Origin of the sequence: Paraburkholderia sp. BCC1885 (assembly GCF_900996235.1) — a bacterium.
GTDB lineage: Bacteria > Pseudomonadota > Gammaproteobacteria > Burkholderiales > Burkholderiaceae > Paraburkholderia.
Genome location: NZ_CAAJGM010000110.1, coordinates 13,860 through 37,568, shown reverse-complemented (window position 1 = coordinate 37,568; position 23,709 = coordinate 13,860). Strand labels below are relative to the sequence as shown.

At 62.0% G+C, this 23,709-nt stretch carries 17 protein-coding genes and 1 tRNA gene; 15 read left to right on the top strand and 3 right to left on the bottom strand.

Annotation, left to right across the window (positions count from 1 at the left end):
- The first annotated feature begins 579 nt into the window (after positions 1-579).
- Positions 580-2,106: a peptide MFS transporter gene (locus FQ755_RS08470; RefSeq protein ID WP_186308457.1), complete on the top strand. Its 1,527-nt coding sequence runs from the start codon at positions 580-582 to the stop codon at positions 2,104-2,106.
- Between the two features lie 139 nt (positions 2,107-2,245).
- On the opposite strand, the gene FQ755_RS08465 is transcribed toward FQ755_RS08470, so the two are convergent.
- The gene (locus tag FQ755_RS08465; protein WP_144153057.1) at positions 2,246-2,683 is read right to left on the bottom strand and encodes a carboxymuconolactone decarboxylase family protein; all 438 of its coding nucleotides are present in this window, start codon (positions 2,681-2,683) and stop codon (positions 2,246-2,248) included.
- Between the two features lie 112 nt (positions 2,684-2,795).
- Between FQ755_RS08465 and FQ755_RS08460 the strand changes: the two genes are divergently transcribed.
- The 6 genes from FQ755_RS08460 to FQ755_RS08435 all read left to right on the top strand — a co-directional run bounded on the left by FQ755_RS08460 (position 2,796) and on the right by FQ755_RS08435 (position 9,613).
- Positions 2,796-4,250 carry a PLP-dependent aminotransferase family protein gene (locus tag FQ755_RS08460; protein WP_144153055.1) on the top strand — a complete coding sequence of 485 codons (1,455 nt, stop codon included), beginning with the start codon at positions 2,796-2,798 and terminating at the stop codon, positions 4,248-4,250.
- Positions 4,251-4,594: 344 nt separating this feature from the next.
- A complete protein-coding gene (locus FQ755_RS08455; RefSeq protein ID WP_144153053.1) occupies positions 4,595-5,044 on the top strand; it encodes an HU family DNA-binding protein in 450 nt (149 codons plus the stop codon).
- A gap of 328 nt (positions 5,045-5,372) precedes the next feature.
- Positions 5,373-6,782 carry a circularly permuted type 2 ATP-grasp protein gene (locus FQ755_RS08450; protein WP_144153051.1) on the top strand — a complete coding sequence of 470 codons (1,410 nt, stop codon included), beginning with the start codon at positions 5,373-5,375 and terminating at the stop codon, positions 6,780-6,782.
- A gap of 97 nt (positions 6,783-6,879) precedes the next feature.
- Positions 6,880-7,830, top strand: coding sequence for an alpha-E domain-containing protein (locus FQ755_RS08445; RefSeq protein ID WP_144153049.1), 951 nt, complete (start codon positions 6,880-6,882; stop codon positions 7,828-7,830).
- 13 nt (positions 7,831-7,843) lie between these two features.
- On the top strand, positions 7,844-8,659 hold the full coding sequence (locus FQ755_RS08440) for a transglutaminase domain-containing protein (protein WP_144153047.1): 816 nt from the start codon (positions 7,844-7,846) through the stop codon (positions 8,657-8,659).
- Between the two features lie 75 nt (positions 8,660-8,734).
- The gene (locus FQ755_RS08435) at positions 8,735-9,613 is read left to right on the top strand and encodes a proteasome-type protease (protein ID WP_144153045.1); all 879 of its coding nucleotides are present in this window, start codon (positions 8,735-8,737) and stop codon (positions 9,611-9,613) included.
- Between the two features lie 147 nt (positions 9,614-9,760).
- Here FQ755_RS08435 and FQ755_RS08430 read toward each other — a convergent pair whose 3' ends face one another.
- Positions 9,761-10,915, bottom strand: coding sequence for a porin (locus FQ755_RS08430; RefSeq protein WP_144153043.1), 1,155 nt, complete (start codon positions 10,913-10,915; stop codon positions 9,761-9,763).
- A gap of 383 nt (positions 10,916-11,298) precedes the next feature.
- Positions 11,299-12,720, bottom strand: coding sequence for a YihY/virulence factor BrkB family protein (locus FQ755_RS08425; protein ID WP_144153041.1), 1,422 nt, complete (start codon positions 12,718-12,720; stop codon positions 11,299-11,301).
- Positions 12,721-12,960: 240 nt separating this feature from the next.
- On the opposite strand from FQ755_RS08425, the gene fdnG reads away from it, so the two are divergent.
- The 8 genes from fdnG to FQ755_RS08390 all read left to right on the top strand — a co-directional run bounded on the left by fdnG (position 12,961) and on the right by FQ755_RS08390 (position 23,667).
- Entirely contained in the window at positions 12,961-16,032 is a 3,072-nt protein-coding gene (gene fdnG / locus FQ755_RS08420) for a formate dehydrogenase-N subunit alpha (protein WP_144153038.1), read from the top strand.
- A 9-nt stretch (positions 16,033-16,041) separates the two neighbouring features.
- On the top strand, positions 16,042-16,974 hold the full coding sequence (fdxH, locus tag FQ755_RS08415) for a formate dehydrogenase subunit beta (RefSeq protein ID WP_144153036.1): 933 nt from the start codon (positions 16,042-16,044) through the stop codon (positions 16,972-16,974).
- A complete protein-coding gene (locus tag FQ755_RS08410) occupies positions 16,964-17,590 on the top strand; it encodes a formate dehydrogenase subunit gamma (protein WP_144153034.1) in 627 nt (208 codons plus the stop codon). Before fdxH ends, FQ755_RS08410 begins: the two co-directional genes overlap by 11 nt.
- Positions 17,591-17,630: 40 nt before the next feature.
- Entirely contained in the window at positions 17,631-18,563 is a 933-nt protein-coding gene (gene fdhE, locus FQ755_RS08405; protein WP_144153216.1) for a formate dehydrogenase accessory protein FdhE, read from the top strand.
- Positions 18,564-18,579: 16 nt separating this feature from the next.
- On the top strand, positions 18,580-20,055 hold the full coding sequence (gene selA, locus FQ755_RS08400) for an L-seryl-tRNA(Sec) selenium transferase (protein WP_144153032.1): 1,476 nt from the start codon (positions 18,580-18,582) through the stop codon (positions 20,053-20,055).
- Complete coding sequence (selB, locus tag FQ755_RS08395; RefSeq protein WP_144153030.1) at positions 20,052-21,974, top strand: selenocysteine-specific translation elongation factor; 1,923 nt, start codon at positions 20,052-20,054, stop codon at positions 21,972-21,974. The genes selA and selB overlap by 4 nt, the downstream gene beginning before the upstream one ends.
- 41 nt (positions 21,975-22,015) lie before the next feature.
- Positions 22,016-22,111: transfer RNA gene (locus FQ755_RS37230), tRNA-Sec, on the top strand.
- Between the two features lie 572 nt (positions 22,112-22,683).
- On the top strand, positions 22,684-23,667 hold the full coding sequence (locus FQ755_RS08390; RefSeq protein ID WP_186308456.1) for a GlxA family transcriptional regulator: 984 nt from the start codon (positions 22,684-22,686) through the stop codon (positions 23,665-23,667).
- The last annotated feature ends 42 nt before the right edge of the window (positions 23,668-23,709 follow it).

Sequence of the window (23,709 nt, the reverse complement as noted above, 5' to 3'; positions counted from 1 at the left end):
CTTAAATAAATTCATGCATTTCGAGTTCATGGATGATATCGCGTGACGCGCCACGGCAAAATTTGCAATTGCCCTGGGTTGGCGCGGGACACATCAGTGAATTCCCTGAGTGACGGCGCGGCTCGCGCTGCGCACAATCGCGTGCGCTTGCGAGCCGATCCATGCTTTCGGCTTGCATGCTGTTGCCAATCCCGTGCGTAGCGATCCTGTGCGCGGAACGACGAGCGGTGCGGTTTATCCCAACTGCGCCGTCAAATTGAAATGAATGCCACCGCTGATGCCCACCGCCACGCCTGCTTCACCGCCCGTTCGCACGGGCCGCTGTCTGCCGCCCTCGGGCTGCTTCGCGCACGCTATGCTTTATCATTGGAGCCGTTCCGCCTGATGGCGCGCGCCGATATGGCGCGATTTATGTCGGTCAGCCTGCCTTTCCCACTCCCTGGTTGCTCCGCTTTGTTCAGCAGATAAGCGCGTGCGTGCCGGCTGTTGCGCGCGCCATAGCCTGTTATTTCCAGACCCAGTTTCCAGCGGCGCAGTCTTTGTTTCGCGCGCCGCCGCAATCGCAAGAACACGAGGCACATGATGAATTCAACCGTATCCCAGACTCGATCGTTTTCGACGGTCTTCCTGATCGAGATGTGGGAGCGTTTCGGCTACTACGGGATGGCCGCGCTGTTGGTCCTGTTCATGATCGACAAGCTCGGCTTCACCGATAGTCACGCCACGCTCACATGGGGCGCATTTACGGCGCTCGTCTATGCCGCGCCGTCCGTGGGCGGCTGGATCGGCGACAAGATCCTCGGCGCGCGCCGCACCATGGTGTTCGGCGCGCTGGTGCTGTGTCTGGGCTATCTGATGCTGTCCATGCCGAACGACGGGCTCAACTATATGTACGTCTCGCTTGGCGTGATCGTGGTGGGCAACGGCCTCTTCAAGGCGAATGCCGCGAATCTGGTGCGCCGCATTTACGAAGGCGACGACGCGCGCATCGACAGCGCGTTCACCATCTACTACATGGCGGTCAACATCGGCTCGACGGTGTCGATGCTCGCCACGCCGTGGATCAAGGACCACTGGGGCTGGCACGCGGCGTTCGCCGTGTGTTGCGCGGGCATGCTGCTGGCCGTGGTGAATTACTTCATCATGTTCCGCACGCTGGCGCACGTGGGCTCCGCGCCGGATGCCGCACCGGTGCGCTGGGGACGGGTGGGCGCCGTGGTGCTGGGCGGCGCCGCCCTGTGCCTCGCGACGATGTTCGTGCTGCAGCACAAGGCCATTGCGGTGGCCTGCGTGTATGCGGCGGGCGTCGCGATTCTCGGGATCTTCGGCTACATGCTCGCCAAATGCGAGCGTTCGGAACGCGCCGGTTTGATCGCCGCGCTGGTTCTGACGTTGCAGGCCATCCTGTTCTTCATCTTTTATCAACAGATGTCGACCTCGCTTACGCTGTTCGCGGTGCGCAACGTCGATCCGCATTTCTCGGTGTTCGGCGTGTCGCTCTTCACGTGGAGCGCGGCGCAGTTCCAGGCGCTCAATCCGATCTGGATCATGCTGTTGAGCCCGATTCTCGCGGTGCTGTACACGCACCTCTCGAAGAGCGGCAACGACGTCTCGGTGGCGGTGAAGTATGCGATCGGCTTTGTGGTGGTCGCAGCCGGCTTCTTCGTGTACGCGGTGAGCGGACGTTATGCTGTCGACGGCCGGGTGTCGTCGTGGTTCATGGTGGGCGGCTACGGACTGTATTCGCTCGGCGAACTGCTGGTGAGCGGCCTTGGTCTCGCGATGATCGCGCGTTATGTGCCGGCCCGCATGAGCGGCTTCCTGATGGGCGCGTATTTTGTCGCCAGCGGCGTGTCCGGTTATCTCGGCAGCGTGGTGGCGAATTTCGCGCAGATGCCGTCGGGTGACCTCGATCCGCTGCAGTCGCTGCCGCTCTACACGAAGCTGTTCATGGGCCTTGGCTGGCTGGCGGCGCTCGGCGCGCTGGTCGCTGTGCTGCTGCTGCCGCTGATGAATCGCCTGTCGCGCGAGCATCATCGCAGCGCCAACGAAGCGCGCGACGCCGCGCGGGTGTCGAACGGTCTTTCGCCGGCGGCCGCAGAGTAATCAAAGCGTTGCGGTGATTCGAGCCAGAGGGCGCGCCTTGAACGGCGCGCTTTTTTTATTGCCGTCTGGTTTGCGCATCGAGGCGATTTTCGCGGCGGCATGACTTCGCGGTTTTACCTGGCAGTCTTACCAGGCAAATTCACTCCGGCAACTTGCGAAACGAAACAGCCAGCCGGTTCCAGCCGTTGATTGCAACAATCAGCATCGTCAGGTTGGCGATTTCCTCGTCGCTGAAATGCGGTTTCACGGTTTCCCAGACGGCATCGGGCACGTGCGTCTGCGCGACCAGCGTGAGCGCTTCGGTCCATTCGAGCGCGGCCCGTTCGCGGTCGGTGAAGAAGGGCGTTTCGCGCCAGACCGTGACGGTGGCGAGACGCCGCTCCGTTTCGCCGCCTTTGCGCGCGTCGGCGACATGCATGTCGACGCAGAACGCGCAGCCGTTGATCTGCGAGGCGCGCAACCGCACCAGTTCCATCAGCGATTTTTCGAGGCCGGACTGGCCGATTGCCTGCTCCAGCGCCATCATGGCGCGGATGCCGGCGGGGGTCGCTTTGTAGAAGTCGAGACGGGATTGCATGGTGTGCTCCTGATTGAAAGTGTCCCCGATGCGGGACCCACTGAGCGCAGCTTAGTCCGTGGAGTGGTCGCGTAAAATAGCCATTTATTGGATATTTCAGGTAACCACTTAAATGGACATCCATATCACGATCGAAGGACGTCACGAGCTGGCGGCGCAGATTTACCGGCAGTTGCGCGCGGGAATCGTCGAAGGTCGTCTGACCGGTGGTACGCGTTTGCCGTCCACGCGCGATCTCGCCGCGCAACTCGGTGTCTCGCGCAAGACGACACTCGACGCGTTCGAGCGGCTGCTTGCCGAGGGTTATCTGAACACGCGCGCGGGATCGGGGACGTTCGTCGCGGAAGGTCTGCAGCGGTTGCCGGCGCAAGCGGACGCACAGCCTAAAACCCAGACGAAAGCGCAACTGGCCGTGCGTGCGCAGCCGCTGTGGGAGCGCACGCCGCAGGGCTTGTCGTTACCGCCGCGAAGGCTCGCGTTGAAGCACGAGTTTATCGGCGGCATGACGGACAAGTCGCTGTTTCCTTTCGATGTCTGGCGCCGCTGCGTCAATCACGCGCTACGGGCGCAGTCGCGCAGTCCTGGCTTTTATCGTGAGCCCGTGGGAGAGCAGGAGTTGCGATTGGCGATTGCGCGTTATCTCGGCTTTAACCGCGCGGTCGCGTGTAACTGGGACGAGGTGATCGTGACGCAGGGCGCGCAGCACGCGCTCGACCTGGTCGCACGTATCACGCTGCGTCCGGGCGACGTGGCGGCGCTCGAAGATCCCGGCTATCCGCCCGCGCTCGCCTGCTTCGCGGCGACCGGCGCGAAGGTCGTGCCGGTGCCGGTGGACGCGCAAGGGCTGGTCGTCGACAGGCTTCCGGACAATGCGCGGCTCGTCTATGTCACGCCTTCGCATCAGTTTCCGCTCGGCATGCCGATGAGTCTCGAGCGGCGCGTCGAGTTGCTGGAATGGGCGCAAAAGCGCGGCGCGATCATTATCGAAGACGACTATGACAGCGAGTATCGTTTCGAAGGACGGCCCATGGAGCCGCTCAAAAGTCTCGACCGTGCCGGGCTGGTCACCTACATCGGCACGTTTTCGAAAACCATCTTCCCGGAGTTGCGCATCGGCTACGCGGTGCCGCCCGCGCCCCTGCTTGGACCGCTGTGCACGGCGCGCCAGATGGCGGACGTGCACGGCTGCACGCTGACGCAAACCGCGCTTGCGGCCTTTATGCTGAACGGCGATTTCGCCAAGCATCTGCGGCGCATGCACAAGGTCTACGCCGCGCGCCGCGTATGCCTGCTCGAGCATCTGCAAGGCGCGCTCGCGCCGTGGTTCGAGGCGGTGGTGCCGACTGCCGGCATCCATCTGGCTGCACATCTCAAGGCGCCCATCAAGGAGGACGCGCTGATCGCGGCAGCCCGCGAGGCATCGATCGGGCTTTATGGACTCGCCGGATTTCATCGCCGGGTGCGGGCGCGACCCGGTCTGATTTTCGGCTACGGCGGGATTGCTGTCGAGCAGATCGATGCCGCACTCTCTACGCTGGCGAGGCTGATGCCGCGCCTTGCCCGATGAGTTCGGACCTGTCGGGCGCGTCATAAAGCACCGTCAGGCTGACTCAGCCAACCGCTGTTTTGTCGTTAAAGCAGCTAAAAACAGGTACTTTCCGATCGTCCGGCGCGACCCCGGAATGAACGACGGGACTCAGGACACCCAGGTGGAAGTGCTCGTCGAATCGCGTTTACCCCCTGAAATACGGGTTAAAAAGTGTTGCGTAGTCAGCGCCGCGCAACAAACCGTAACGCTTATACACAAAAGAGTCGCGCAAAACGCCACAGCGCTTGTAGAATCCGGCCTTGAAGCGTGCGCATACCGCGAGCGCTTCTTGCATTCACTGACCAACAACAGGTAGGAGAAACATGCCGACTTCCGCAAAAAAGGTGGCCAAGAAGGCTGCTACGGTACCGACCAAGAAGGTTGCTGCGAAGAAAGTTCCTGCGAAGAAAGCCGTCGCAGCTAAGAAGGTCGCCGTGAAGGCGTCCGGCGCACTGTCGCCGATCAAGGACACCTTCACGAAGGCCTCGCTGGCTGCACACGTCGCAGAACGTGCTGCTGTTGAACCGAAGGCTGCCAAGGCTGTGCTGGCCGCGCTCGAAGACACGATCCTCGGCGCAGTCCACAAAAAGGGTGCTGGCGAATTCACGCTGTCGGGTCTTCTGAAGATCGTCGTGACCGCTGTCCCGGCGAAGAAGAAGCGCTTCGGCAAAGACCCGTTCACGGGCGAAGAGCGTTGGTTCCCGGCCAAGCCGGCTAGCGTGCGCATCAAGGCACGTCCGCTGAAGAAACTGAAGGACGCAGCAGCGGCGTAATCGCGCGCGGCGCCCGGTTCGTTTCCAAACGGCGGAGGGCGCCAGAGCCGGTTTTCAAACGCTGGATGTCCTGCAGTACGAAATCCCCGCGGCTGTGAATCCGCGGGGATTTTTTATGGCCGCCGCAGATTCGCTGCACCGGAGTAGCGCATTGGGGGCGGGCGCGATACGATGGTGCAGAAGCCGTGCCGGTCGCATGCGCTGTTCGTGTGCATCCTGTTCGGTTTGCGTGCGGAAAGCCAATGGCATAGCGCTTGCTTTAATGCTTGTCGAACACCGAATGCGCAGCGCATTCGCCTTCTATCCGACACAAAGAGCGGGGCGTGACATGCGATGCTATGACGAGATGCGTCATGAAGACGAAGTCGTGCGACCTCATTACGCACGCTTCGAACGCTGGTTGGCAAAGCAGGGTAACGAGGCAATCGCGCGCAAGCGCGCCGAAGCGGATCTGCTGTTTCGCCGCGTGGGCATCACCTTCGCGGTGAACGGCGACCTGTCCGGCACCGAGCGGCTCATCCCGTTCGATCTGATCCCACGCATCATTCCGCGCAGCGAATGGCAGACGCTCGAAGCGGGTCTGCGGCAGCGCGTCCAGGCGCTCAATCTGTTTATCCACGACGTCTATCACGATCGCAACATCGTGCGCGCCGGCATCGTCCCGGCCGAGCAGGTTTACACCAATGCGCAGTATCGGCCCGAGATGCAGGGCGTCAACGTGCCGCTTGGCGTGTATGCGCATATCGCCGGCGTCGACGTGGTGCGGGCCGGCGAAGACGGCGCGTTCTACGTGCTCGAAGATAACCTGCGGGTACCCTCCGGCGTGTCGTACATGCTGGAGAACCGCAAGATGATGATGCGGCTGTTTCCCGATCTGTTCGTGCAGAACCGCATCGCGCCGGTGGCGCATTACCCCGACCTGCTGCTCGATACCTTGCGTTCGGTGGCGCCCGAAGGCGTTGACGATCCGGTGGTGGTGGTGCTTACGCCCGGCATGTATAACTCGGCGTATTTCGAGCACACCTTTCTCGCCCAGCAGATGGGTGTGGAGCTGGTGGAAGGCAAGGATCTGTTCGTCGACGACAACTACGTCTTCATGCGCACGACCCAGGGGCCGAAGCGCGTCGACGTGATCTACCGCCGGGTGGACGACGACTTTCTCGATCCGCTCGCGTTTCGCACCGACTCGGCGCTTGGCGTGCCGGGCCTGCTGACTTCGTATCGGGCAGGGCGCGTGGCGCTTGCCAATGCAATGGGCACCGGTATCGCCGACGACAAATCGATCTACCCGTATGTGCCGGAGATGATCGAGTTTTATCTCGGCGAGAAGCCGATCCTCAATAACGTGCCGACTTTTCAATGCCGCAAGCCCGACGACCTTGCCTATACGCTCGCGCATCTGCCCGAACTGGTGGTGAAGGAAGTCCATGGCGCGGGCGGCTATGGGATGCTGGTCGGGCCGGCTTCGACCGCTGCTGAAATCGAAGACTTCCGCGCGCGGCTGATCGTGCGTCCGGCCGGTTACATCGCGCAGCCGACGCTGGCGTTGTCGGCGTGTCCGACGTTCGTCGAAGCGGGCATCGCGCCGCGCCATATCGATCTGCGCCCGTTCGTGCTGTCCGGCAAGAGCGTGGCGATGTGTGCGGGCGGATTGACGCGGGTCGCGCTGCAGGAGGGCTCGCTGGTGGTCAATTCCTCGCAGGGCGGCGGCACCAAGGATACGTGGATGGTCGACTGAGTGGGTTGCGGATCTCGTGCCGCCAGCAGGCGGCAACCGCGACAAGGAAAACCGGCGCGAGGTCCCGCCGGCGCATCATCAAAAATGGAAAGCCGTCATGTTAAGCCGCACCGCCGACCATCTCTTCTGGATGGCCCGTTACATGGAGCGCGCCGAGAACACCGCGCGCATGCTAGACATCAACCTGAAGGCGCTGCTGTTGCCGCAGACGCCTGCGCAGGAGGCTCGCGCGCAGCGCTCGGTGCTGCGCATCTCCGAACTGGAAGCGGCCTTTGCACAACGCTACGACGAGCCGACGCGCGAACACGTGCTCGACTTCATGGTGGCGGACTCGACCAATCCTTCGAGCATTTACTCTTGCCTGCAGGCGGCGCGTGAAAACGCCCGCGCCGTGCGCGGCACGCTGACCACCGAGTGGTGGGAGACGATCAACGACACCTGGCTGGAGTTCCAGGAACGCGCCGTGGCCGGCCAGCTCACCGCGAATCCGGATGAACTGTTCGAATGGGTCAAGTTCCGCTCGCATCTCTCGCGTGGCGTGACGATCGGCACCGCGCTACAGGACGACGCGTTCTTTTTCACGCAGCTCGGCACGTATCTGGAACGCGCGGACAACACCGCGCGGATTCTCGACGTGCGCTTTGCGGACGTCGAGCCGAACTCGCGCGATGCGGCGCGCCAGCTCGAAGACTTCTATTACTGGACCTCGATTCTTAGTTCGGTGTCGGCGCTGGAGATTTATCGCAAGGTGTATCGCGACGTGGTCACGCCGGCGCGGGTGGTCGAACTGATGATTCTGAACCAGCAGATGCCGCGCTCGCTGCTCGCTTCGCTGGAAGGCGTGTGCGTCAATCTGGCGATGCTGCGCACTTCCGGCTCCAATCAATGCGAGCGGTTTGCCGGCAAGCTGCGCGCCGAGCTGGTTTATTCAGACATCCGGCAGATTTTCGAAGCGGGTCTGCACGCCTATCTGACCCAGTTCCTCGCCCGGGTGTTCGAACTCGGCAACCTGGTGGCGCGGACCTATCTGATGTTGCCAGTGGCTTGACGGAGCTTTCTTTATGTACCTGACGATCCGCCACGACACCGCCTATCGCTATGAAACGACGGTTCATTATTCGATCCAGCAATTGCGTCTGACGCCGTCGAGCGGCGCCTCGCAGACGGTGCGGCGCTGGAGCATCGACGCGCCCGGCAAACTCGATTCGACCTTCGACGCCTATGGCAACGTGCTGCACACGCTGGTGCTGAACAAGCCGCACAGCGAGATCCGTCTGCACGTAACGGGGGAGATCGACACGATTGCGCTCGTCGACGGCCAACTGCGCGACGCGGTGGGGCCGGTGCCGCTCGAGCATTACACCTGCGCCACGCGTCTCACGGAAGCGGACGCGGCGGTGCGCGAACTGGCGCAAGCGGTGGCGTCGCCCGGCACGCCGCAAGGGCTTATCCAGTTGGCCGAGGCGATTGCGCAGCGCGTAAAGCAGCAGCCAGGCGGCGCGCGCCCGGAACAGACCAGCACGGCTGCCGAGGCGCTTGCGCTCGGCCATGGGATCAGCCAGGACCATGCGCACTTGATGCTGGCGTGTTGCCGCTCACGCGGCCTGCCGGCGCGTTTTGTGAGCGGTTATATCGTGCCGCAGGAAAAGGGCGAGGCGGCGCACGGCGCAAGTCACGCGTGGGTGGATGTCTGGCTGGACGGTTCGGGCTGGATTTCCGTCGACGTGACGCACGCGGCCTTTGCCAGCGAAATCTACTGCCGGCTCGCCGCGGCGCGCGATTACGAGGCGGCCGCGCCGGTGCGGGGCCGGCGCATCGGCGGTGTCGAAGAACGGTTGAACGTTTCAGTGATGGTGAGCACGCAGGCGCCGCAATAAGATGCGCCGACACACAAAGGACGCGGCGGCGCCGCATTACAATAGCGGCGTTTGCTGGCTTTCCGGATACTTTTTATGACTTATTGTGTGGCGATGTGCGTCGACGACGGACTCGTGTTTCTGTCCGATACCCGCACCAATGCAGGCGTCGATCACATCAGCACGGCGCGCAAGATGACGGTGTTCGAGCTGCCCGGCGAGCGCGTGCTGGTGCTGCTCGGCGCCGGCAATCTGTCGCTGACTCAGGCCGTGCTGCAGGAACTGTGCGAGCCGACCGACCCCGAGCGGCCCACGCTGTGGAGCGCGCCCACCATGGCGGACGCGGCGCGGGTGGTGGGGCAGGCGGTGCGCGACGTGCATCAGCGCGAAGCCAAGGCGCTGCAGGATTTCGGCGTCGACTTCAATTGCAGCTTCATTCTGGGCGGCCAGATCGCCGCGCCCGGCAAGCCGAAGGGCGGCCGGCCGCATCTGTTCATGATTTACGCGGCGGGGAATTTCATCGAATCGTCGGCGGTGAACCCATATTTCCAGATTGGCGAGTCGAAATACGGCAAGCCGATCATCGACCGCGTGCTGACCCCCACCACACCGCTCGACGAAGCCGCCAAGTGCGCGCTGATCTCGATGGACTCGACCTTGCGCTCGAATCTGTCGGTGGGGCTGCCGCTCGATCTGCTGGTCTACGAAAAGGACGCGCTGCGGGTGACGCGGTTCGTCTCGGTCGATCACGACAATGCGTACTTCGAAATGATTCACCGCACGTGGGGCGAGCGCCTGCGTCAGGTGTTCGGCGAGATCCCCGATCCCGACTGGCAGGAATCGGCGAATGTGCCGGTGCAGCGCCGCGAGCGCGCGCTGGTGCTGCATCGTGCGCCGGTGGCCGGCGACGAGGCGGTGACCTCGAAGCCCGCGCAGACGCTGGCGCAGGCCGAGAAGAACAAGGCGCAGCGGTAGACAGCGGTGGGCAGCGGCAGGCAGCCGTAGTTAGTCGCCCGCAATCCCATCAGCCATAAAACCGTCAGCCATAAAAAAACCAGCCACCGGCTGCGCGCCTGTGGCTGGTTTTCGACAGCGTCGTGCTTGAGCTGTCCGTCCAGTCGATTAGAACTTGTGACGGATACCCAGGCTGACGATTTCCTGCACGTTCGAGTTCGACACGTAGCCGTAGTCGGCCACCGATGCCGTCACGCCCGTGCCCGATGCCCGTTGGTAAGCGCCGACCAGGTACACGTCGGTACGCTTCGACAGGTTGTAGTCGCCGCCCAGCGAGACCTGGTTATACGTCGCCGATTCGCCGAAACCCGAGCCGTGCGTGAACGTGTAGCCCAGACCCAGCAAGGCTGCCGGCGTAACCTGCCAGTTCACGAAGCCCGCGCCGATGTTGTAACGTTCCGTCGAGTCGAACGCCGAGAACGCGTCCGGCTTGTACTGCGCGTTGCTGTAACGGATGCCGGCGGTGATCGGGCCAACCACGTACTGCGCGCCAACCGATGCGATGCCGATCGACTTGGCCGTCACGAACGGAGTATTGACCGCGCCGTCGAACGTCGCGTCCGAAGTCGCGCCAGTGCTCCAGATTCCTGCGCCATTGGCGTTGGTACGCGAGGCCAGCGTATCGCCGTTGTCCATGCGGATGTAGCCGGCTGCAATGCTGAACGGGCCGTTTGCATACGTTGCCGCGCCCGCCCACGTTTGACCTGAGCCGGTCGAACCTGCGACGCCGCCGAATGCGTACATGGCTTCGAACTGGAAGCCAGCGTAGGTATTCGAGGTGAACTTGATGGAGTTATTCGTCCGCGAGCTGTTGTCGTTGTTGTCGACGTCGCCCGGCGTGCTGAACGTGGAACCCCAGTAGTTGTCTGCCGTGACTGCCTGGACCAGGTCGACGAGCGGGTCATACTGGCGGCCGAGCGTGACCGTACCGAACTGGTCGCTCGAGAGGCCAACGAATGCCTGACGGCCGAACATCTTGCCGCCTTGTCCCAGAGAACCATTGTTCGGGCTGAAACCGTTTTCCAACTGGAACACAGCCTTCAGGCCACCGCCCAGATCTTCCGTACCCTTCAAGCCCCAGCGATTGCCTTGCAGATTGCCGGCGACGAGACCGTAGAAGTTCTGATTGCTCGTATTGGCGTTGTGCGCGAATTGAATCGAGTCATCGATGACGCCGTACAGCGTGACGCTGCTTTGGGCGTGAGCGACAGTTGCTGCACCCAGCAGTGCCAGCGAGAGGCCAGACAGTGCGAATTTTTTCATCCATTTCTCCACGCGATAATTGGTTTCGTTGTTGCGGAAAGGAGAATAGCGCAGGGTGTCTGAAGGGTAATACTGAAAAAAATTGAGTGTCTCGTAAACGTGACACTGGGCGAAAAGGCTTATAGATCAAGACAACCGGGGATTATTGCCGATATAGCAACACCAAATGTCAAAATTCGCATTATTGTTGTTTTGCTGATAGTTGAAGTGTCGATATTTGTTGCTCGGCCGCCCGTTTGGAGGATTGGTGTAAATTTTTGTCGACGCAAAAAGTGGCTTTATGGAGCCTGGATGGAGTTGACATGCGGCCCGCATTGATCTGCGCGCTGGACAGTTGTGACCGAGTGTGCGTGCTTGCTCCGGCGTGCTTTGCGACCGGGAGGTCAACGGACGTCGTTGCCGGGAGGGATGGCGGCGGTGTCGTCGCCGCGCCGGCGGCCGGCTACGGCCGTCACCAGCATGGCCGCGCCGGCCGCCAGCAGCATCGAGCCCCAGGGGTGACGCTTGACGTAGCGGTCGGCGGCTGCGGCGTTACGGCCGGCCCGCAGCAGCGTCGAGGCGGCGGCGCGCGTGGCGTGATCCTCGGCACGCATGACCTTGCGGCCCAGGTCGGCCGCCTTGCGGATGCCGGTGGATGGAGTCGTCAAAGCGGCTGCCTGGTTGCGGACTGTGGCTTCAGGCTGTGCAGCCAGCTTGCCTGCTGAAGTCGTGGCCTCGATCGCAGCGTTGCCTGCTGCCGTTGCCGGTGTGCCCAGGACCGCCGAGGTCGAAGTTGCGGCTGCCGCTGAAGTGGCCACTGTATCGGCGAGTTCTTTCGCCGCCGGCGAGCTGCTATAAGGCGTATGTCCCTGCATCGTCGACGCGGCGAACACGGACGCCATCTTCGCGCGGCTGCCCGGCGGCGCGTCTTCGAGTTGTCCCCATGCGCCGCGCGGATCGTGCAGCCGTCCGCGGGCCGCCGAGAACTCCGCGCCCAGCAGCAGCACCGCCGCGGAGAAGTACAGCCACATCAACAGGACCGCGAGCGACCCAGCCGCGCCGAACGAGTTCGCCATGCCCGCATGAGCCAGATAGATGGCGAAGAGTTTCTTGCCCGCCGAGAACAGCACCGCCGCGACTACCCCGCCCACCATGGCGTCGCGCCAGCGCACCACGGCATCGGGCAGGAACTTCAGCAGCGCGGCGAAGGCGAATGCCAGTACCAGTAGCGCCACCACCAGTTGCAGCAGGTTGCCGATCACCACATACGGCGATTCGCCCCACAGCCACTTGCCGACAAAGGTGATGGCCGTATCGAGCACCAGCGACACGATCAGCAGAAACGCCACGCCGAGCACGAGCCCAAACGAAACTAGCCGAACGCGAACCAGCGCGATCACGCTCGACGAGCGCGGTCCGGTGAGCGGCCAGACAATATTGAGCGCGGTGTTGAGCGACGAGAAGGTGGCCGAGGCGCCGACCGCCAGTAAGACGAACGAAATAATGGCTGCGATGCCGCCCGCGCTGCCCGCATGCCGCGCGTTCTGCACGATGGTTTGCACGCCGGCCGCGGCTTCGTCGCCGAGCAGCCCGTGGATGTGCGCGAACAGTTCGCCGCGCACGGCTTCTGCACCGAAGAACCAGCCGGCTACGGCGATCACCATGACGAGCGTGGGCGCCAGCGAAAACGCGGCGTAAAAGGCGATGCCCGCGGCCATGGCGGCGCAGCGGTCTTCGGCGAACTTGTTGAATGCGCCCATGGCCCACGACGCCTGATGGCGGGCGGCACGTTGCAGATTGTCGGCGGATAGCGTGTCGATTTCCATGATGTCTCTAGACGAATCGTGGCGCCGGACGTTGCGCTTGAAATGCCGCTGGGGGGCGGCGGGTCCAGTCAATCAACAGTAAGTTACAGGTCGAGCCGCAAGCCTCATGCCTGTCACTATAGCAAGCGGGCTCGCGACTCAGGGTATGCCCGGTGTGAACTCTGCGCAGGTGCCACGAATCTTTTAATGAAACGTCTTATACTTTCGTGTACCCATACAACATCCTTGCCGAGGGCGACCATGCTGCAAATGTCCCGGCGTCAGTTCCTGAAGGTAACGGCATCCACGCTGGCCGGATCGAGCTTGGCCCTGATGGGCTTCTCCCCGGAACCTGCGCTCGCCGAGGTCCGACAGTACAAGCTGACGCGCACTACTGAAACCCGCAACACCTGCCCGTACTGTTCGGTGGGCTGCGGGATCCTCATGTACGGCCTCGGTGACGGCGCGAAGAACGCCACGGCCAGCATCATTCATATTGAAGGCGATCCCGACCATCCGGTCAACCGCGGCACGCTCTGCCCGAAGGGCGCGAGCCTGATCGACTTCATTCATAGCCCGAGCCGTCTGTTGTACCCGGAGTACCGCGCTCCCGGCTCGAATCAGTGGCAACGCATGTCGTGGGATGACGCGCTCGACCGCATCGCGAAACTGATGAAAGCAGACCGCGATGCGAACTTCGTCGAAACCACGGCGGACGGCAAGAAGGTCAATCGCTGGCTGACCACCGGCATGCTTGCTGCATCGGCGGCCAGCAACGAGGTGGGGTATCTGACGCACAAGGCCGTGCGCAGCATGGGAATGCTCGCGTTCGACAACCAGGCGCGTGTCTGACACGGCCCGACGGTGGCAGGTCTTGCCCCGACGTTTGGCCGTGGAGCGATGACGAACCATTGGGTCGACATCAAGAACGCGGACGTGATTCTGGTGATGGGCGGCAATGCCGCCGAGGCGCATCCGTGCGGTTTCAAATGGGTGGCCGAAGCAAAGGCCAACAACAAGGCGCGCCTGATCGTGGTGGATCCGCGCTTTACGCGCACCGCCTCGGTGGCCGACTTCTATGCGCTGATCCGCACCGGCACGGACATCGTTTTCCTCGGCGGGGTGATCAACTATCTGCTGACGAACGACAAGATCCAGCACGAGTACGTGAAGAATTACACGGACTTCGCCTTCATCGTGCGGGAGGATTTTGCCTTCAACGATGGCATTTATTCGGGCTACGACGCGCAGAAGCACGCCTATCCGGACAAGGGTTCGTGGGACTACGAACTCGGTGAGGACGGTTTCGCGAAGGTCGACATGACGCTGCAGAATCCACGCTGCGTCTATAACCTGCTCAAGCAGCATTACTCGCGCTACACGCCTGAGATGGTCGAGAAAACCTGCGGCACGCCAAAGGAAAAATTTCTCAAGGTGTGCGAAATGCTTTCGACCACGGCCGTGCCTGGCCGCGCCGGGACGATCCTGTACGCACTTGGCTGGACGCATCACTCGGTCGGCGCGCAGATGATCCGCACCGGTGCGATGGTGCAGTTGCTACTCGGCAATATCGGCATTTCCGGCGGCGGCATGAACGCGCTGCGCGGTCACTCGAACATCCAGGGGCTGACGGATCTCGGGCTCATGTCGAGCATGTTGCCGGGTTACATGACCTTGCCGACCGAAGGCGAGCAGAATTACGGCGACTACATCAAGAAACGCGCGAGCCAGCCGTTGCGGCCCAATCAGCTGAGTTACTGGAAGAATTACGGCGCGTTCTTCGTGAGTTTCATGAAGTCGTGGTGGGGCGACGCCGCCACCGCCGACAACGACTGGGGCTACGACTACCTGCCCAAGCTCGACAAACTGTACGACCTGATGCAAGCCATCGAGCTGATGGATCAGGGCAAGATGAACGGTTATATCGCGCAAGGCTTCAACGTGCTGGCGTCCTCGCCGAACAAGGCGAAGACTGCTTCCGCGTTGAGCAAGCTGAAGTGGCTGGTGGTGATGGACCCGCTCGCCATCGAAACTGCGGAGTTCTGGCAGAACCATGGCGAGTACAACGATGTGGACCCCTCGAAGATCCAGACCGAAGTGTTCCGGTTGCCGACCACGCTGTTCGCGGAGGAGCGCGGCTCGCTGGTGAGTTCGAGCCGCGTGCTGCAATGGCACTGGAAGGGCGTGGAGGGGCCAGGCGAATCGAAGAGCGACCTGGAGATCATGTCCGGCATTTTCCTGCGTATGCGCAAGGCATACGAAGAGCAGGGCGGCGCATTCCCGGACCCGATCGTGAAGCTGGCCTGGCCGTATGCGAATCCGGCAAGCCCGACGCCCGAAGAGGTGGCGATGGAGTACAACGGCCGCGCTGTGACCGACCTGACCGATCCGAAGGACCCGACCAGGGTGCTGGTGAAGAAAGGTCAGCAGCTCGCGAGCTTCGCACAACTGAAGGACGACGGCTCCACTTCGAGCGGCTGCTGGATATTTTGCGGCGCGTGGACAGAGGCCGGCAACCAGATGGGACGGCGCGACAACTCCGATCCGACCGGGATTGGCCAGACGCTCAACTGGGCATGGGCGTGGCCCGTGAACCGCCGCATTCTCTACAACCGCGCGTCGTGCGATTTGAGCGGCAAGCCGTTCGACCCCACCCGCAAGCTGATCGGCTGGAATGGATCGGCGTGGACCGGCGCGGATGTTCCGGACTTCAAGGTGGACGAGCCGCCGGAAAACGGCATGGGACCGTTCATCATGAATCCGGAGGGTGTGGCACGTTTCTTTGCACGCGACGAGATGAACGAAGGGCCGTTTCCCGAGCATTACGAGCCGTTCGAAACACCGCTCGGCTACAACCCGCTGCATCCGCACAACGCGCAGGCGACCAGCAATCCGGCGGCGCGCGTGTTCCCGGACGACCGCGCGGCCTTCGGCAAGGCGGCGGATTTTCCGCATACCGCGACCACCTATCGCATCACCGAGCACTTCCACTTCTGGACCAAACATGCCCGGTTGAACTCGATCATTCAGCCGCAGCAGTTCGTCGAGATCGGCGAGGACCTCGCCAGGGAGGTGGGCGTGGTGGCGGGCGATCGGGTGAAGGTGTCGTCCAATCGCGGCTATTTGATCGCCGTGGCGGTGGTGACCAAGCGCATCAAACCGCTGATGATCGACGGCAAGAAGGTGCAGACGGTTGGCATTCCTCTGCATTGGGGTTTTAAAGGTCAGACGAAACCGGGTTACCTGACCAATACGCTGACCCCGGTGGTAGGCGACGGAAATTCGCAGACGCCGGAATTCAAGTCGTTCCTCGTAAAAGTCGAGAAGGCCTAGGGAGACGCGATGGCACTGCAATCACTGGATATCAAACGTCTCTCGGCCACCACGGTACAACCCCCGGCGGTGCGCGAGCCGGTGACCGGCACGGTGGCGAAGCTGATCGACGTCAGCAAATGCATTGGCTGCAAGGCGTGCCAGACGGCGTGCATGGAGTGGAACGATCTGCGCGACGAGGTGGGCATCAACCACGGCGTCTACGACAACCCGCTGGATCTCAGCGAGCACTCCTGGACGGTGATGCGGTTCTCCGAATACGAGAACCCGGATGGCAATCTCGAATGGCTGATCCGCAAGGACGGCTGCATGCATTGCGAAGACCCGGGATGCCTTAAGGCGTGTCCGTCGCCGGGCGCGATCGTGCAGTATACGAACGGCATCGTCGATTTCCACGAGGAAAACTGCATTGGCTGCGGCTATTGCGTGACGGGCTGCCCATTCAACGTTCCGCGTATTTCGAAGCAGGACAAGCGCGCTTACAAGTGCACGCTATGTTCCGACCGCGTCGCCGTGGGGCAGGAACCGGCCTGCGTGAAGACCTGCCCGACCGGCGCGATCGTGTTCGGCACCAAGGAAGACATGAAGCAGCATGCGGCCGAGCGCATCGAGGACCTGAAGGAGCGCGGTTTCGAACACGCGGGCCTGTATGATCCGCCGGGCGTGAGCGGCACGCATGTGATGTACGTGCTGCACCACGCCGATCAGCCGTCGCTCTACCACGGCTTGCCGGACAATCCGCGTATCAGTCCGATGGTGCGGCTGTGGAAGGGCATAGCAAAACCGCTCGCAGTGGCGGGCATTGCATTGGCCGCGCTGTCGGGATTTTTCCATTACACGCGCATCGGCCCGAATGAAGTGACGCAAGAAGACGAACTGGCGGCGCGGGACGAAGCACGGCGCATTCGTGACGAACGCGAGGAGCACAGCGATGAAGTCTGATGACCCGAACCTGATCGTGCGCTACACACCGAACGAGCGGACGAACCACTGGATCACGGCGATTTCGTTTGTGTTGCTGGCGCTCTCGGGGCTGGCGCTATTTCATCCTTCGATGTTCTGGCTGACCGCCTTGTTCGGCGGAGGTCAATGGACGCGGATCCTGCATCCATTCGTGGGCCTGGTGATGTTTGTGTCGTTCCTGATTCTGGCGCTGCGGTTCTGGCATCACAACTATCTGGATCGCGACGATGTGCAGTGGCTCAAGCAGATCGACGATGTGCTTGCCAATCGCGAGGAGAATTTGCCCGAGATTGGGCGTTATAACGCTGGGCAGAAACTGTTGTTCTTTACGATGGTGGGGTGTCTGGTTTTATTGCTTTGCAGCGGCGTGGTGATCTGGCGGCGGTATTTTTCGTTTTATTTTCCTATTGAGGTGATTCGCCTTGCAGCGCTCGTGCATGCTGCTGCGGCGTTTGTTTTGATTGTAGGGATTGTGGTCCATATTTATGCTGCGATCTGGATTAAAGGGTCGGTTGGGGCTATGGTGAGGGGGACCGTCACGCTTGGGTGGGCCAGGAAGCACCATCCCAAGTGGTTTAGGGAAAGTGTTAAGTGATGGCTTCTTGTTTGTCTGGCCAAAAAGAGACCCCGCGTGTATGCCTCAAAAAATCCTCGACCCCGCCGAGATTCAAACCCTGGACCCCACGGCAATCCCGCGCATCCGCCTGCCCGAACGGGCAACGGTCTTCTCGACCCGCGCGGAACGCCTGAAAAAACTGGCCGTCGGCAACCCGATAAGCGCCTACGTCAGACTCATGTCGGCAGTAGCGGAAGCTCAACACCACCTGCAGGCAGGCTTCGAGGCGCCACGACCCGCGCCGGAGGCAATTGCCAAAGCCCAGCAACACTCGATGCCGTTGATCCCGGCAAACTCGCCAAACCGCGCCGCAAGCTGGCGCGATCTCCTTTACCGTCTGCTGGATAAAATCGAAGCCGCGGGCGCCGTTACTCCCGCGCTCGGCAAAGTCCTCGACGCGCTACGCCTGAAAACCCCGCAAGAATTGGAAGCGCAAGCCGACGCCGTGCTCGCCCAGCGCTACAGCGAAGTCGATCCCGCCACAGCGCCGTTTATCATGGCGGCGCTTCAGGTCGTCTGGACCGATCTTGCGAGCCGGCTCGATTCGCGCGATATTCCCTATCTCGACACGCCCGGTGTCTGCCCTGTCTGCGGTGGGTTGCCGGTTGCCAGCGTCGTGCGCGTCGGCGGTCAGTACCAGGGGTATCGTTTTCTGCAATGCGGGCTGTGCGCCACCGAATGGCATGTGGTTCGCACCAAGTGCTCGAATTGCGATTCGACCAAAGGCATCGCCTACCATGGCATCGAAGGCGGCAGCGAAGCGCTTAAGGCCGAGTCTTGCGACGAGTGCCATACCTATCGCAAGATCGGCTATCAGGAGAAGGATTTCGAGTTCGAACCACTCGCCGACGACCTCGCGAGCTTGACACTCGATCTGCTCATGAACGAAGCAGGTTATCAGCGCAGCGGCCCTAATCCGTTGCTGTGGCCCGAAGTGCCATCGGACGTTTAAGCGGGAGAAAGCCGGCGTGAGCGAAGTGCAGGGGAGTCAGCTAAACGCGCTGCTGGCGCGTGTGCCGGCCGTGGAACGGCTCATGTCGTCTGCCACGGTACAGCCGCTGCTGGTCGAATATGGCCGTACCCAGGTTCTGGCCGCCGTGCGTAATGTGCTCGATACGTTGCGGCACGAGCTGCAAGGCACGGCTGCACAGCAGCGTGAAATTTGCAGTGCTGATCAATTAAAGGGGCTGCCGGCGGGTACGATTTGCGACGAGCCCCATCTTGCCGAACGCGTTGCCGCCGTGCTGGCGCAGCGCGCGCAAAGCCGTCTGCGCACCGTGTTCAATCTCACCGGCACCGTACTGCATACCAATCTTGGCCGTGCCTTGTTGCCGGATGAAGCCGTGCACGCCGTTGTCGAAGTGCTGACGCGTCCTGCGAATCTTGAGTTCAATCTGGCGACCGGTAGCCGTGGCGATCGCGACGACCTGATCGACGATCTCATCTGCGAACTGACCGGAGCCGAAGCGGCCACGGTAGTGAACAATAATGCCGCGGCCGTGTTGTTGACGTTGTCGGCGCTGGCTGCGAAAAAGGAAGTGATCGTGTCGCGCGGCGAACTGGTCGAGATTGGCGGGGCATTTCGCATTCCTGACATTATGTCGCGCGCCGGCGCGAAGCTGCGTGAGGTCGGCGCCACCAATCGCACGCATCTGAAAGACTATGAGGAAGCGATTGGTCTGCGTACCGCGCTATTGATGAAAGTTCATTGCAGCAACTACGCCATCAGCGGTTTCACGAAGAGCGTCGAACTCGACGAACTCGCACCTCTGGCGCACCGTCATACGCTGCCGGTCGCGGTGGATTTGGGCAGTGGTACGCTCGTGGATCTGGCCCAGTGGGGTTTGCCGCGCGAACCGACCGTGCGCGAGAACATCGTCGCCGGAGCGGATCTGGTCACTTTTAGCGGCGACAAGTTGCTGGGTGGCCCGCAAGCCGGGATGATCGTCGGGCGCGCGGAATTGATCCGCAAGATCAAGAAGCATCCGCTCAAGCGCGCTTTGCGCGTCGGCAAGCTCACGCTCGCGGCGCTCGAACCTGTCTTGCGTCTTTATCGTGCGCCCGAATTTTTGCGTGAGCGCCTGACGACGCTGCGTCTGCTGACCCGCCCGGCGGCTGAAATGCGGACGTTTGCCGAACGTGCTGCGCCCGTCTTGCAGCGTGCCCTGGGAGAGCACTTTGCCGTGAGCGCCGAGCCGATGTTCAGCCAGATTGGCAGCGGCGCTTTACCGGTTGAACAACTGCCGAGCTATGGACTCGTGGTGCGTCATGCAAGCGGCAAGCGCAATGGACGTGCCCTGATGAAGCTCGAAAAGGCGTTGCGCGAATTGCCGCGCCCGGTCGTCGGACGCATCGCCGACGATGCGCTGCGGCTCGATCTACGCTGCCTCGAAGCCGTGGACGAAGGCGCTTTTCTCGCACAATGCGAAGAGGTGCGCGCATGATCGTCGGCACTGCCGGGCATATCGATCATGGCAAGACCACCTTGGTTCGCGCGCTGACCGGTGTCGATACCGACAGACTGAAGGAAGAAAAGGCGCGCGGCATTTCAATCGAATTGGGCTATGCGTACACGCCGTTGGACAACGGCGATGTGCTCGGCATGATCGACGTGCCCGGTCACGAGAAGCTGGTGCATACAATGGCTGCGGGCGCGTGCGGAATCGACTTCGCGTTGCTTGTGATTGCCGCCGACGATGGCGTCATGCCGCAAACGCGCGAACACCTGGCGATCCTGCAACTGCTCGGCGTGAGCCACGCTGCGGTTGCCTTGACCAAGACGGATCGCGTCGATACGGCGCGCCTCGCACAGGTAGGCGCGGAAATCCGCGCCTGGCTGGCACCGACTTCGCTCGCCGACGCGCCGCTATTCGAAACCAACGCCACGCAGTCTGACGATCCGGGTGTGGCGCAACTGAGCGCTCATCTGCGCGAAGCGGCGCTGCATTGGCATGCACGCCGCGATGACGGCCTGTTTCGTCTGGCGGTGGATCGTGTCTTTACGCTGCAAGGGCAAGGCACGATTGTGACCGGCACCGTATTTGCCGGGCATGTGAGAACGGGCGACACGATGATGCTCGCGCCGTCCGCGATGCCGGTGCGCGTGCGCAGCATTCACGCGCAAAATCGCAGCACCGACACGGGACATGCGGGACAACGCTGCGCCCTCAATCTCACCGGCATCGACAAGGACGCAATTGCGCGTGGCGACTGGATCGTCGATGCGGCGCTGGCCGGGTCGTCGGAACGGCTCGACGTCGAACTCACGTTATTGGCCGACGCCGGCCTCACGCTGCAACATTGGACGCCACTGCACGTGCATATCGGCACGATGCATCGGGTGGTCCATGTGGCGTTGCTGGAGGGAGAGAGCTTGTGCGCGGGTGACACCGCGCGCGTACAACTCGTATTCGACGCGCCCGTGTGTGCGTTGCCGGGCGATCGTTTTATCGTGCGTAATGCCCAGGCCACGCGCACCGTGGGCGGTGGCCGCGTGCTCGATCCGTTCGGGCCGGCGCGCAAGCGCCGCACGCCTGAACGACGCGCATGGCTCGATGCACTGCAAAGCTGGCTCGACGCGGGAACACTCGAGCCGTTGCTCGAGCAGGCGCCGCGCGGCACGTTGCGCTCGACCTTGCTGCATCTGACGGGACTACCCGTTTCGTTGCTGAAATTGCCGCAGACAGCGCTGACCATTGCGCTGCACGGCAAGGCGGCAGACGATGCGGTGATCGTGTTACGCCATCATTGGGAAGCACTGTGCGCGCAAATCGTGAGCACATTACAGCAGTTTCACGCGCGGATGCCGGACGAGCAGGGACCGGATGCCGCCCGCTTACGGCGTATGGCGGCGCCGCTCGTCACTGAACCGCTGTGGCGCGCGCTGGTCGACGCGCTCATCGACGAAGGTGTGGTGGTGAGAAGCGGCGCGTGGTTGCATCTTCCGGCGCATACCGTGACGCTCGATGCGAGCGAGGCGGTGTTAGCCGCGAAGCTATTGCCCTTGATCGCGCAAGGACGTTTCGATCCGCCGTGGGTACGCGATCTGGCGAAGGAGACGCAGACGCCGGAGGAGCACGTGCGGCAACTTTTGCGCAAGCTCTCGCGGCGTGGCGAGCTTTATCAGGTGGTGCGCGATCTGTTTTATCATCCGGACGCGGTGCGCGAATTGGCAGTCCTAATCGCGTCGCTTGCAGGACAGCATGACGGCGCACTGGGGGCCTCCGCGTTTCGTGATGCCAGCGGTCTGGGCCGCAAGCGCGCGATTCAGATTTTGGAGTTCTTCGACCGCGTTGGATATACTCGCTTTCAGCGCGAGCTTCGGCTCGTGCGCGCCGATAGCCGTTTGCTCGAGACGCTATAAGCGGGTCGTTTGATTTTCGAAAGTGTTGCCTGGTGTATGAAGGAAGGCATTCGCATCTGGTGGTGCGGCTGAGCTTCAAACTCAGTAGGGGGTGTCAGACACTCCCTGATCGGTTCGACTCCGGTTGCCTTCCGCCACTTGGGCCTTCCCGGCCATTCCGACCTTTTCCGCCGATGTCCTCCAGGTCGCCCATTTCAAAGCGGTTTGTGGGCAGGAATGGAGGGCAACATGGGAGGACGTGACGTCGGGCCACTACGCCGACGGCGGCGGTCTCTACTGCGTTGACCTAAGGCTGAAAAAAGCAACGCTGAACGGATCAATAATCCTTGAGCGTGACGGATTCTGGGTTCTCACGCCGGCTTTGACGGCCGCATCAACAGGACGCCAACAAAAAAAGGACAGCACTGTCGCCTCAGAGGCCAGCGTTGCCTTGACGATTTCACCGCCGTTTCTCCCTATCGGCTTGAATCAAAGTGAATCCTCGCGCATCTTGTCGGCCGGGCCGACGCACACGTCCAGCTTGCGCTCTTGGGGGAGCGGACCACGTACTCTCGGCCATATTGGCGAAGTACTATGGTGGAGGCTAGAAAGAGCATCTTGTCGAAACCGCACGTTGACAGTTGCACTCGTCTGAGAGCAAGTTAGCGGGCACTCAAAAACGATCGCAGGTCAACTGAAGATGCAACAAGTCTCCGATAACGCCCTCGAAATGATCGCAGCGGCGAGCGAGCCGCTGCGCGTCGGCTTTTACCTCGTCCCCGATTTCCCGATGATGACGTTTGCTGCCGCGATCGATCCTTTGCGGCAGGCGAATCGCATCGCGGGGCGCGCGCTCTACAAGTGGATTTTTCTGTCGATGGATGGCGCGCCCGTTTACTCAAGCGCCGGCCTACCGATCCCAATCGACTACTCGATTGCAGACATGCCCGCGTGCGATCTGGTGATCCTGTGCGCGGGCCTGAACCACACCAAAGCATACAAGCCCGCTGTATTCAAGTGGCTTCGAGCGTTGCATAGCCGGGGATGTGTGCTCGGAGGAATTTGTGCAGGCCAGTTTCTGATTGGGAAGGCCGGCCTGCTGCACGGGCGTCGGTGTGCGGTCCATTGGGAATTGCTCGCGGCTTTTCAGGAGGAATTCCCCCGCAGCGTCGCCTCCAACGCCATTTTCGCTGTCGATGGCCCATTCATCACGTCCTCGGGCGGAACGGTGACGCTTGACATGATGCTGTACCTCATCGCAGCCACCAAAGGGCGCGATATTGCCGACGCCATCTCGGATCAGTTTAACCACCCCGAGATTCGTCAGCAGAATTCTTCACAGCGGTTGCCCGCGCAGACCCGCTTCGGGATTCGAAATCCCAAGCTGCTGGAAGTCGTGAAGGTAATGGAGTCGAGCATCCAGAATCCCGTCGACCTACAGGTACTGGCGCGACGTGTGCAGCTGTCGACCCGCCAGATCGAACGCCTGTTTGTTACTCATCTGGGCAAAACCCCCTCGGCCTTTTATGCGGGTCTGCGCATGGCCCGCGCTCATGATCTGATCCTGCAGACCGACCTCGCCATTTCCGACGTTGCCCAGATTTGCGGCTACATGTCGGTGTCGCGTTTCGGGCGGATCTACCGGGCGCACTACGGCAACACCCCACGTGAAGTGCGACAGGGCGGCGTGATGCGCCGTGCGGCGGCGGCCTGATTACGACGCCTCGGTAGCGTAGCTGGCGAGCGTCTCGTCAAA

Bases quoted from the DNA above. Each gene is read 5' to 3' on its own strand.
- FQ755_RS08470 (WP_186308457.1), top strand. From the start codon at position 580: ATGATGAATTCAACCGTATCCCAGACTCGATCGTTTTCGACGGTCTTC.
- FQ755_RS08465 (WP_144153057.1), bottom strand. From the start codon at position 2,683: ATGCAATCCCGTCTCGACTTCTACAAAGCGACCCCCGCCGGCATCCGC.
- FQ755_RS08460 (WP_144153055.1), top strand. From the start codon at position 2,796: ATGGACATCCATATCACGATCGAAGGACGTCACGAGCTGGCGGCGCAG.
- FQ755_RS08455 (WP_144153053.1), top strand. From the start codon at position 4,595: ATGCCGACTTCCGCAAAAAAGGTGGCCAAGAAGGCTGCTACGGTACCG.
- FQ755_RS08450 (WP_144153051.1), top strand. From the start codon at position 5,373: ATGCGATGCTATGACGAGATGCGTCATGAAGACGAAGTCGTGCGACCT.
- FQ755_RS08445 (WP_144153049.1), top strand. From the start codon at position 6,880: ATGTTAAGCCGCACCGCCGACCATCTCTTCTGGATGGCCCGTTACATG.
- FQ755_RS08440 (WP_144153047.1), top strand. From the start codon at position 7,844: ATGTACCTGACGATCCGCCACGACACCGCCTATCGCTATGAAACGACG.
- FQ755_RS08435 (WP_144153045.1), top strand. From the start codon at position 8,735: ATGACTTATTGTGTGGCGATGTGCGTCGACGACGGACTCGTGTTTCTG.
- FQ755_RS08430 (WP_144153043.1), bottom strand. From the start codon at position 10,915: ATGAAAAAATTCGCACTGTCTGGCCTCTCGCTGGCACTGCTGGGTGCA.
- FQ755_RS08425 (WP_144153041.1), bottom strand. From the start codon at position 12,720: ATGGAAATCGACACGCTATCCGCCGACAATCTGCAACGTGCCGCCCGC.
- fdxH (WP_144153036.1), top strand. From the start codon at position 16,042: ATGGCACTGCAATCACTGGATATCAAACGTCTCTCGGCCACCACGGTA.
- FQ755_RS08410 (WP_144153034.1), top strand. From the start codon at position 16,964: ATGAAGTCTGATGACCCGAACCTGATCGTGCGCTACACACCGAACGAG.
- fdhE (WP_144153216.1), top strand. From the start codon at position 17,631: ATGCCTCAAAAAATCCTCGACCCCGCCGAGATTCAAACCCTGGACCCC.
- selB (WP_144153030.1), top strand. From the start codon at position 20,052: ATGATCGTCGGCACTGCCGGGCATATCGATCATGGCAAGACCACCTTG.
- FQ755_RS08390 (WP_186308456.1), top strand. From the start codon at position 22,684: ATGATCGCAGCGGCGAGCGAGCCGCTGCGCGTCGGCTTTTACCTCGTC.